Origin of the sequence: Mucilaginibacter sp. L196 (genome assembly GCF_009765905.1) — a bacterium.
In the GTDB taxonomy this organism is placed as follows: Bacteria; Bacteroidota; Bacteroidia; order Sphingobacteriales; family Sphingobacteriaceae; genus Mucilaginibacter.
The window spans coordinates 463,365-474,921 of record NZ_LMUO01000019.1; the positions used below are offsets into that span (position 1 = coordinate 463,365).

Sequence of the window (11,557 nt, forward strand, 5' to 3'; positions counted from 1 at the left end):
TGTTTTCAGCCGGATGCGCTAATTGGGTAAGCATCATCATCGACAATTACAAGGTTTCAAGTTGTTGAGACACCTTTAACCATCAAAAACCAGCTCATGAAATTACTTCAATTAAAAATGGCAGCAATCGGTTTACTCATGCTGATTGCTGCTAGGGGATATAGTCAGCAAAGTATAAAAATATCCGGAACGCTAGCTGATTCGCTTACGCATGAGCCTATCCCGTTTGCCACGATAGCTTTATTAAATCAGCAAATCAAAGCCCCTGTTAAAGAAATTCAAACCGATACAAGCGGTCATTTCGTGCTTGAAAATGTGCCTGGCGGGACGTTTAGCCTTGGGGTAAGTTATGTTGGCTACAATAATATCTTCAAAGAAAATATATTGATCAACCCCGCAACCGGCAATTTAAATTTAGGCACGCTGCTAATGAGCACATCAAAGAGTAGCTTACTAAAAGAGGTCGTTATCACTGCCCAAAAGGAGGCACTACAAAATGTCGACAGTAAAAAGGTATTTTCAGTTAATCAGAGCCTGGTAAGCAAGGGAGGGAATGCGGCGGATTTGCTGCGGAACGTGCCAACCCTGCAAATTGATGGCAACGGTAATGTAAGTCTCCGCGGATCTACCAATGTTAAAGTCCTTGTTGATGGAAAGCCTTCCATAATTGCAAATGGCGATATTACCCAGATACTTCAATCAATACCGGCCAGTGCAATCGAAAGCATAGAAGTGATCCCTAATCCCCCGGCTAATTATGACGCTAATGGCGAGGGTGTTATTAATATTATTCTAAAAAAGAACAGCAGGCCAGGATTAAACGCCTCCGTAGATATTGGCGGCGGCACCCGCGATAATTATAACGGCGATGCCAGCCTGAGTTACCAAAGCGGGAAAGTAAATATTTACGGTAATTATAGCCTAAAGAATGGAAATACTTTCAGCACCGGGACACAGCTTGTTACTTATTTAAAATCGGCTGACACCGTTGTGCATTCCAATGAAACCTTTCCGTCCGTTACCCGGAACAAAATACAGTTTGTAAAAGCCGGCATTGATTATTCACTTACGCCCGAGAGCACATTGGGTATATCCGCCAGTTTTAATTCGCGTAATATGCATCAGGATGGGTCAATAAATGTTACTAACTATTCTGCCGATGATGCACCTCTTGAGTCCTACAACCGCTTTAATACCGTAAATAATAATGGCAACAGTTATGAGTTTGACCTCGACTACAACAGGCGATTTAAGAAACCTAAAGAGGAACTTACGCTCAACTTCGCCTACGCATACGGCAGTTTCAGGGATTATGAACAATATACAACCCGCTACAACCCTATTAATGGCGTGCAATCACCCAATATTGATACACCGCTAATAAGTGATACCAGGCATAAGGCCACTAATTACAATATACAGGCTGATTATGTTTTACCGGTAGGCAAATCAAGACAATTTTCGGCCGGTTACCGCAGCCAGATTACCCTCGGAAATAATGACCAATATGCCTATAACGTTTTAAATACGGGCGAAACTCCGCTTTATGCGTTTACCGATTTTTTTAGCAGCAATAGCCAGGTTAACGCCGTTTATTTGAACTATAAGGACCAGATCGGCAATTTCAGCTACCAGGCAGGTGTAAGAGGAGAAGATAGTCACCTTGACGCTACCTTTATGAGTTATAACGCAAATAATATGTTATTTGCCGCCCCGGTAAAAGTACCCGTCAAAGGAATATACCCAAGTGTGCTGCTCACCGAACAGCTTGAAAACAACAGCCAATTGCAGTTCACCTTTACCAAGCGGATTTCGAGACCATCGGTAAGGGAAGTCAATTCCACAATCGATTTTTCCGACCCGTCAAATTACAACAAGGGTAACCCGGGTTTATTACCGGAAAGCGTTACTGACCTGGAATTAAATTACAATAAAACCTGGCAGAATATATCCTTTACTTCCGGTGTCTATAATAACACGATCCATAATGTAATTCAACATATTGAAACCGACCCGGTTAATGATGAAACAACCACGATACCTGAAAATTTTAAATATTCAATTACTACCGGGTTGGAGTTGATTGGCCATTTTGACCTGCTAAAAGGGTGGGACTTAACGGCCAATGCAAATATCTTTGACCGGGATAATGCTGCAGCTCCACAATATGGTATAACGGCCAACAACGGGATCAGTTGGAATGCAAACATCACCAGTAATATAACACCCATACAAAGATTATCATTCCAAATCCGCGCAGATTATCGCGCACAGGATATGCTTCTGCAGGATAGAAATCGCGCAGATTTTGGAATGGACGCCGCTGCAAAGTATACCCTCGCCGGAGACAGGGCTTCGTTGAGTTTTAATGCAAATGACATTTTCAACAGCCGGAAGGTGGCATTTTTAACAAGCAGCAATGACCTGTTGCTCAATTTTGAACTACACGAAATACGCTCCAGAGCTACGTTCACTTTCTCCTATCGCTTCGGCTCTGGTTCCGGTGCTTCAAAACACGAAAAACAAGTTAAGCGGATCGAGGATGCTTCTTAAATTGAATGACACTTCAGCACCGGTAAGTCCAGAGGGCGCAAAAAATCTTTCTTCGTTCTTTAGGTCAGTTAAATTAAAATCAGGTATTGGAAGGTGCCTGATTTTATTTTGTGTTTTTGTCAGTTTTATCACCACGGGTGGTCATTCCATGGTCATTGATCACATCATTCCGGAATTACAAATGGACAATTCCGGAACATTTTGATCATATTAATTTATTGGCTATTAAATACCAATTTTCCGGATAGTCAACACAGCTATGTGTTCTAAAGCGCACGAAATAGACTGGTAAAATCCCCAGAATCCCCAATAATCCACAAAGTAATTGACATCTTTAGTTCTTGCGTAGATTTGATTGACTACCGAGGTAAATTATTTGCGCCCGCTATCCGGTGATTTATATGAGTTTATGTAAAAAAAACTCTGATGGGACACTACTTTGGATATCTGTTCTTACGGACATTATAAATTGATTTATCTTCATCAGAAACACCACGAATGATGTTTTTTATTAAAATTGAAAATCATTATTCGTTTGATAATTTTTGCAATCGAGAGAGATAATCTTTTGGAGATGCTCCAAATTGTTTTAAAAAGCATTTTGAAAAATAGGATGGTGTATTAAATCCAATTTCGTAAGAAACCTGATTGATATTTAAACGGCCTTCCATCAATAATTGTAACCCCTTTTTTACTCTGATTGACTGTATGAATTCATGAACGCCCTGGCCAGTAAGTGATTTTATTTTAGCATATAAAATAGTACGGCTCATAGCCGCGACCTCGGATATTTTTTTGTGATCCAAATTCGGCTGTGCGATGTTTTGTTCTATATAAGCAATTATCTTGTCAAGGAAATCTTTATCTCTTGCATTGTAAGTTAGATTGTCAGGATATATATGCTCAGAGCTAATAAACTTTGACCTGCTATTTATCGTGCTTATTATAAGGTTGTAAATCACCTGATGCAAAATTTGTTGATTAAGTGGCTTGACTAAATAAGCATCTACGCCTGCTTCGTAACCTTGCAATTGACTGTCACTATCGGTCTGACTGGTAAGCAAAATAACTGGTATATGACTTGTTAAAGGATTTAACTTAATCGTTTTGCAGAATTCCAGTCCGTTCATTACCGGCATAAGCATATCTGTGATAATAATGTCGGGTTGAAAATCTATCGCGGCTTTTATACCTTCACGCCCATTTTCTGCTTCCATTATTTCAAATGTTGATGAAAGAATAAGTTTTAGATAGGCTCTTATATCAGCATTGTCATCGATAAACAATAGACGCTTTCCTTGTAGCTTAAGTCTTTTCTGATCATTAACCTTCTCACCGGTAGAATCTTCATAAGCAATTGTATTAGCAACGCCTGTATTATCAAACTCTCCTAGGGAGCTGGGACTGTCACCTTTTGGCAACTGAATAGTGAAAATGGAACCCTCGTTTACCTTGCTGGCAACAGTTACACTTCCATGGTTGGCCTCAACAAATTCTTTAATAATGACCATACCCAAACCTGAGCCCGGCTCTCCGTTTGAACCAGGCGAAGATGCAGCTGTTTCAATGTTAAATAGATTGCTTACCTGTTCGTCCGTCATTCCCAGGCCAGTATCGTAAAAAGTGATTATAATTTTGTTGTTGATTTCTTTTGATTCTATACTGATTTGCCCAAACGGTGGTGTGAACTTAATGCTATTGCTCAAAAGGTTCCTCAATACGGTATCAATCATCTTCTTATCAGCAAATAAGATGTGATATTGAGGAACATTAATTGTTAGATAGATATTCTTATTTCGTAACAATTGCTCCATTAAAACTTGGTTTGAAATAACAAGTTCATGAAGATTTACAGACTCAGGATTACTGGTTAAGGTTTCATTTTGCGTTTTGGCCCATTCCAAAAGGTTTAACAATAAATCAAGAACGGATTTAGAACTGTCGCTTATAATTGAAATATATTTTCCAATTTCCTGTTTAGTAACCTGCGGCATTTGCATTTTCAAATTTTTAGCGATACCTGCTATGGCTGTTATCGGGTTACGAAGATCATGAGCAAGAATAGATAGGAATCTGTTTTTTGTTTGGTTACTTTTTTCTAGTTCGCTAACGGTATGTTCCAGCTTGGTATTCTGAATGATAATATGTTCCTGCTGATCGAGGATTTTATTTGATTTATCAACTATTTCTTTATTATAGATTTCCAGTTTTTCGTTTTGTATTCTTATTTGGTTGTTATTTTCTGTTAAAATCAAATTAGCTTCTTTTAGCTCCTGGGTGCGCCGGGTAACTTTAGCTTCCAGTATTTTATTTTGTATTTTGATAGATCTTACCCTGATGTAAAATATGCCGATAACAATCGCCACTATTAAAATAATCATCAATCCCTCAAACCACCAGGTTTTCCAAAAAGGAGGATTGACAGTAATCTGGATTTGGGAAACTTTGGTTGAGAAAGTGCCAGTATTATTAAGGCCTTTTACTTTTAGCGTGTAACTCCCTGGATCCAGATTTGTATAGGTGACATTGTTTTTTGTACCCAGGTAATGCCATTGGTTATCAAAACCCTGTAATATATAGGCATACTGCTTTTTCTCTTTATTTACATAGTTAAGTGAGGCAAACTCAAAGGTGATTACAGATTGCTTATAGGATAGTTCAATTTCAGGGTTATAGGGTAAGCTTACATTTAAAGGGTAGCCTTTCTTGGTATCCTGGCTAATGTCAACGTGTTTATTGAATATTTCAAAATCCGTAAAAATAATTGGCGGATCAAAACTCAGATCAGCTATGGAGTCTGGGCGGAATTCATTAAACCCATTTATGCCGCCAAAATACATCTGTCCGGTTTTACTTAGGCACCTGGAATATTTAAACTCATTTGCCTGTAAGCCATCCGAACGGTTATAATTTTTAATGGATTTATTATTTAAGTTAAATTTGGATAGTCCATTATCAGTAGCAACCCAAATGTTGTTTTTATTATCGCCCAGTACACTGGCGACTAAATTACTTGGCAGGCCGTTTTCCATGAAATAACAGGTTACTTTACCTGTTATTTCATCCACCTCATCAAGGCCATCGTTAGTTGATAGCCATATGTTGTTTTTCTTATCCTGATAAATAGAACTGATACTATTGTTGCTCAACCCATTTTTTGATTCCAAATCTTTATAGAATGTGCATTTGCCTGTATTAGGATTTAAAACTGATAAGCCGGCACCATCAGTCCCAATTAAAATATTATGATTATCATCTTCATTTATTGTTAAAATATTATTGCTGCTAATACTTTCCGCAATCTTATCGTTATGAATATGATGTATAAATTTGTTAGTCGCGGCATCATACAGATCGACACCACCGCCATATGTGCCAACCCACATTCTGCTCTGGCTATCTTTGAAAATATAAAAAGCATAGTTGCTGTTTAAACTACCCGGGTTGGCAATGTCATTTTTAAAAAACCGAAGCGTTTTTGAAATTGGATTATAAACACTTATACCTTCTCCCCAGCTGCCTATCCATATATTACCATCCTTATCTTCACAAACCGATAAAATATAATCCCCGGATAAACTATTAGTATTTCCTTTCTCGTGTCTCAAATTTTGAAAGTGCTTTGTTTTTCTGTCAAATAAATCTACACCACCGCCATCAGTCCCTATCCAAAGATTAAGTTTCGAGTCTTCGTAAATACAATTAACTATATTGTTAACCAGGCTATTTGTTCCTTGCTCATGCTTGTAATGTGCAAAATTTTCATTATCTCTTTGTAGTAGGTTGATACCGCCATTTAAAGTTCCTAACCACATATTGCCTTTAGTATCCTTAACTATAGCGTTAATGGTGTTACTGCTTATACTTGTGGCATCGTTGTAAATATTATTAAATACAGTAAACGATCGCTTAATAGGATCAAAAATATTCAACCCACCGTTTTCAGTGCCGATCCACAAATTTCCCTGGTAATCTGCCGCTATACCTATAAGGGCGTCGCTGCTTAGTTTACTGTTGGCCTTTTTATAATTTCTGAAATCACCTGTGCTTAAATCTAATTCGTTAAGCCCGCCGCCATAAGTGCCTACCCATAAATGGTGGTTTTTATCTTCATAAATAAATTTAATATGGTTGTCAGATATACTCCGCGGATCTTTTGGGTTATTAACAAACCTTTTGAAAGTGTTTGTTTTTTTGTCGTACATATTAAGGCCATCGGTTGTGCCTACCCAAATAGTCTTCTTACTATCCTCAAAAATTGCCGAAATGCTATTGCTACTTATACTTCCAAAATCGGATTTTCCGAAATTATAGTTAGTAAACTGTTTGGTCTTGGTGTTGAAATAGTCAAGGCCATTGTCAGCAGTTCCTATCCATATGTTGTCGTTATCATCGCGGCAAAGGCTCTCTAAAAAATTACTGGCTATGCTATTTGTTCCATTTTTTTTAAGATAGCGTGTAAACTTGTCGGCTTTTGGGTCGTAGCAATTTAATCCTCCATCCCAGGTCGCTATCCATAAGTTGCCTTCTTTGTCGTCCACAATGCTCTTTATGTCGTTTGAGGCAAGGCTGTTTTCATTTAAAGGGTTTTTCCTATAAATAGTAAATTTGTAACCATCATATCTGTTCAACCCATCTTTGGTGCCAAACCACATAAACCCCTTCCTGTCCTGGAAAATGCATCTTACGGTACTTTGGGATAAACCATCATCAATGCTTATCTGCTCAAACTTTGGACTATGGCTTTGTGAATAGCTTTTGGGATTAACGGAAAATAGGAAAAGCAATAGTAAGTATCTACAAGCCCGCATAATCAATCTAAATATTTAATAATTATCTGCAAATTCAATACAAGCGCTATAATAAAGCCTCTAAAACATGTGGATTACAAATGTTTGATGTATGAATTTAAACAAATGTTTTCTTAAATTATCATTTATGGACGGGATTACATGTAAATAGGATTATTGGAACGGAGTCGTATATCCTATTATCTAATTTTATCAAATCATTAACACATTATTATGTTCAGGAATTTTACACTTCTTTTATTTACGCTTCTTCTTTTATCATCTACCACCCGCGCACAGGTATTTTATGATGATTTTAAATCATCAATAGATACCACTATTTGGCATATCAATGATACCAAATGGGGAGAGAACCCGGCCAAGGGTACCCAAGGTGGCGTGGTACCCGAAAATGTTATAGTTAAAAACGGGCACTTAAAAATTCGCGCATTAGGCGATTATTATGGAGGCCCAATTAAGGGGCACGGTCAAAATACTAAAGTAGGCGGCGCCATTACCACTATACATCGGTTTGCATCAGGAAGCTTTGAAGTTAAAGCAAAACTTTGCCCGCGCCCGGGTGCGTTATCTGCCTTTTGGACTTTTTACAATGAAAGCGATGATTACAACCATGAAATTGATTTTGAATTTCCCGGCCATAATAAACCGCCATACGGTCCTGATAGTTCTGATCTGCATTATGGCCTGCTAACCAATTGGACAGGCGTGCATGAAGATCAGTATTATACCAAGGATATGTACTTCGGAAACCAGATAGATGGCCAATTTCACCTTTATCGGTTTGACTGGCATACCGGTGGCAATGGTGAAAAACCACGTATTGAATATTATTACGATAATAAATTGATGTATACTTCCTATGAGCATATTCCCACTCATGCCAGTAATTTTAATATCGGAATATGGTTCCCTAACTGGATCAAAAAAGCGGATTTTATAAGTGATTATATGTATGTGGATTGGGTGAAAATAACGCCATTTCACGAACCTAATGATGTAAACTAATAGGACAATGAATAATAAAGAAACCCTAATGAAAGGCGGTTAACCGCCTTTCAACTAAATCAATTAAACTATACTCAAACCAAACTATATGAAAAGAAAATTTACTCAAACTATTAGAGATTACCTATCATTACCGTTAAGGTGTATTGCTATGGCAATTCTCTTTTTATCAATGACTTTTAATTCGGCAAAAGCACAATCAATACAAATTTCAGGAACTGTTACCACAACTGATTCTGAAATACTTCCCGGAGTTTCTGTAGTCGAAATGGGCACAACTAATGGAACTGTTACCGGTATTAATGGGCAGTTTCAAATCACTACACACAGTAATGCCATTCTTATATTTCATTATATCGGGTATCTGAACCAACAGGTTAAAGCTACTGATGCTAAAAAAAACACCATTGTTATGCAAAAAGATGCAAAGGCATTGGACGAAGTAGTGGTAGTGGGATATGGCAGCAAAAATAAAAGTACTTTTGCAGGATCCGCGGTAACGTTAAATGCGGAGGACCTTAATAAATCTTCGTTATCTGTGGCCAACATGTTAACTGGCAAAGCGGCAGGTGTTCAGGTTACTCAGAATAATGGAACACCCGGAGCTCCATTAACCATTAGGATCCGCGGAACGAATTCAATAAACGCAGATAGCGAACCATTATATGTTATTGACGGTTTTCCGACTAATGATGGTATAGGATTTACCATTAGTCCGGACGATATTGCCTCTATCTCCATATTAAAGGATGCGGCATCTACGGCAATATATGGGGCAAGGGGAGCCAATGGTGTTATATTGGTTACTACAAAAAGCGGCAAAAACAAAAAGGGTTTTATTACAGCAAATAGCTCTGTTGGTTATCAAAAAGTAATCAACCGCTATGATTTGGCCGGGCCGTATCAAAATGCAACAAGGCTTAATACGCTGTTCGTTGCTGAAGGTAGTACTGCACCTTATTCGCCGGGGCGGTTAGATTCGTTAAAGACAGGCCTTCTGTCCGGCACGGATTGGCAAAGCCAGTTATTCCGCTTGGCTAAGACATCGGACAATACACTAAGCTTTACCGGCGGCTCAGCATTTACTTCGGTATATGCCAGTTTAGACTACTTGAATCAGGAAGGTATTGTAATTGATTCGAGATACCAGCGTGTAGGAGCAAGGGTTAACGTGGATCAAAAGGTTGGTGACAAATTCACCATGTCGGCAAGGGTATTTGGCTATTATGGCGATCAAAATGACCTTCCATTGGCGCCCTCATCCATTAACGGATTTTTAAAACAAGTACTTAGAGCCAACCCTGCATCAAACTTCGGAGATGATAACATCCAGCTGGATGCTCAGAACCCGCTCCATTTTATAGCGGCCACAGACAGGGGAAATACTAACTACAGAACGAATGCTTATTTTTCATTTAAATATGAGCCAGTCAAGAACTTAGTCATACAATCAGATCAAGGAACCGATATTAATTCATCAAAGATATTATACTTTGCACCTTCAACTGTACCCGCAGGGATTGCCTCAAATGGTTTGGCAACAGTCACCAATATTGATGAAACGGAATTGATCTTTAATCCAACTGCTACCTATAGTTACAAATGGAAAGAACATAACTTTAAATTACTTGCGGGATATAATCAACAAACTTATATCTATAATGAGGATGATCTTACCGCAACCAATTTTAGTAGTAATGAACTAGGGTATAATAACCTGGGTACGGCACAACAATTCACTGCTGCTTCTGGCAAAAGTGAGATCAAGCGAAAGAGTTGGTTCAGCCGTATTGATTATGATTACAAAAGCAGATACATTTTTACAGGAACCTACCGGATAGATGGTTCATCGGTATTCGGCGCTAATAATAAGTTGGGCTATTTCCCATCGGGAGCTTTTGCCTGGCGGTTTGACCATGAAGATGCTGTTGAAAACCTGAACTTATTGTCGACAGGTAAGTTGCGTGTTAGTTATGGTATTACAGGTAATGATAGGATCAACTCAGGGCTTACTGCTGTTAACTTCGCGTCTGATAATACCACCAAATATACTTTAGATGGGGTTGATCAGGTAAGTGGCATTGCGATAAATAACCTGGCAAATCCAAATCTTAAATGGGAACAAACTGCATCTCTGGATATTGGACTGGATGTTGGATTTTTCAAGGACCGTTTGATATTAGAAGCTGATTACTATAATAAACAAACAACCAATCTTTTATTGGATCGTAGTATAGCGCCATCCACCGGTTTCCAGTCGCAGTTTGGCAATGATGGTAGCGTTGAAAATAAGGGGTTTGAATTTACTTTGCAAACCGTAAATATTGACGGTAAATTTAAATGGAACAGTACACTTACCTTCTCTTACAATAAAAACAAGGTATTATCACTTGGTTCCAATAATTCAGATATTTACGTGGGCAGCATGAAGCCCGATGGTGCCGCTGATTTTGAGAGTCCTTTTATTCTGCGTGTAGGTCAACCTATTGATGCCATTTACGGTTATGAATATGCTGGCATAGTTCAGGAAAATGACCCAGTATTAAAAACAACACAGAAGAATTCTACTCCGGGTGAACCTAAATTTGTAGATGTAAATCATGATGGCATAATTGACGCTAATGACAGGGTAATATTAGGTACAGGAGTGCCTGATATGTTTTACGGTTTCACTAATACATTTACTTATAAACATTTTCAATTAGATATACTTACCCAGGCCCAAACAGGTGGTAAACTTTTAAATCTTCAAAAAGAAGATCTTGAATATCCATTATCTCAGGGAAATACACTTGCTACTGTTCCTTCGCAGGTTTGGTCGCCAACTAATACATCAGGTACGTTACCATCAACAGGATTTTATGGTAATCCATATGGAGGCTGGGTTAATTCTAAATATGTTGAAAGCTCTGATTACATCCGTATAAAAAATGTTAACCTATCGTATAGCTTTCCGGTATCAATGGTTAAACACATCGGGCTTGCAGGGTTAAATATCTTTGCTAATGCACAGAATTTATTCACGTTTACAAAATATACAGGCCTTGATCCTGAAGTAGGAAACTTGGTTGATGCCACCCAGCAAAATCAAAACGGAGGTAGGGGTATAGACTTTAACGCATACCCTGTAACAAGGATGTATTTATTAGGTGCTAAGCTTACTTTCTAAATTTTAAATATAAAATCAA

Annotated in this window: 4 protein-coding genes; 3 read left to right on the forward strand and 1 reads right to left on the reverse strand. The window is 38.3% G+C overall.

The features are described from left to right. The first annotated feature begins 96 nt into the window (after positions 1 to 96). Positions 97 to 2,553, forward strand: coding sequence for a TonB-dependent receptor domain-containing protein (locus tag GSQ74_RS18405; RefSeq protein WP_158995680.1), 2,457 nt, complete (start codon positions 97 to 99; stop codon positions 2,551 to 2,553). Positions 2,554 to 3,080: 527 nt separating this feature from the next. Here GSQ74_RS18405 and GSQ74_RS18410 read toward each other — a convergent pair. Beyond that, positions 3,081 to 7,340: a hybrid sensor histidine kinase/response regulator transcription factor gene (locus GSQ74_RS18410; protein ID WP_158995681.1), complete on the reverse strand. Its 4,260-nt coding sequence runs from the start codon at positions 7,338 to 7,340 to the stop codon at positions 3,081 to 3,083. Between the two features lie 237 nt (positions 7,341 to 7,577). Here GSQ74_RS18410 and GSQ74_RS18415 point away from each other — a divergent pair, with 237 nt between their 5' ends. Further along, entirely contained in the window at positions 7,578 to 8,369 is a 792-nt protein-coding gene (locus GSQ74_RS18415; RefSeq protein WP_158995682.1) for a glycoside hydrolase family 16 protein, read from the forward strand. Positions 8,370 to 8,457: 88 nt separating this feature from the next. After that, a complete protein-coding gene (locus GSQ74_RS18420; protein WP_158995683.1) occupies positions 8,458 to 11,538 on the forward strand; it encodes a TonB-dependent receptor in 3,081 nt (1,026 codons plus the stop codon). Positions 11,539 to 11,557: the final 19 nt, after the last annotated feature.

Bases quoted from the DNA above. Each gene is read 5' to 3' on its own strand.
- GSQ74_RS18420 (WP_158995683.1), top strand. From the start codon at position 8,458: ATGAAAAGAAAATTTACTCAAACTATTAGAGATTACCTATCATTACCG.
- GSQ74_RS18405 (WP_158995680.1), top strand. From the start codon at position 97: ATGAAATTACTTCAATTAAAAATGGCAGCAATCGGTTTACTCATGCTG.
- GSQ74_RS18415 (WP_158995682.1), top strand. From the start codon at position 7,578: ATGTTCAGGAATTTTACACTTCTTTTATTTACGCTTCTTCTTTTATCA.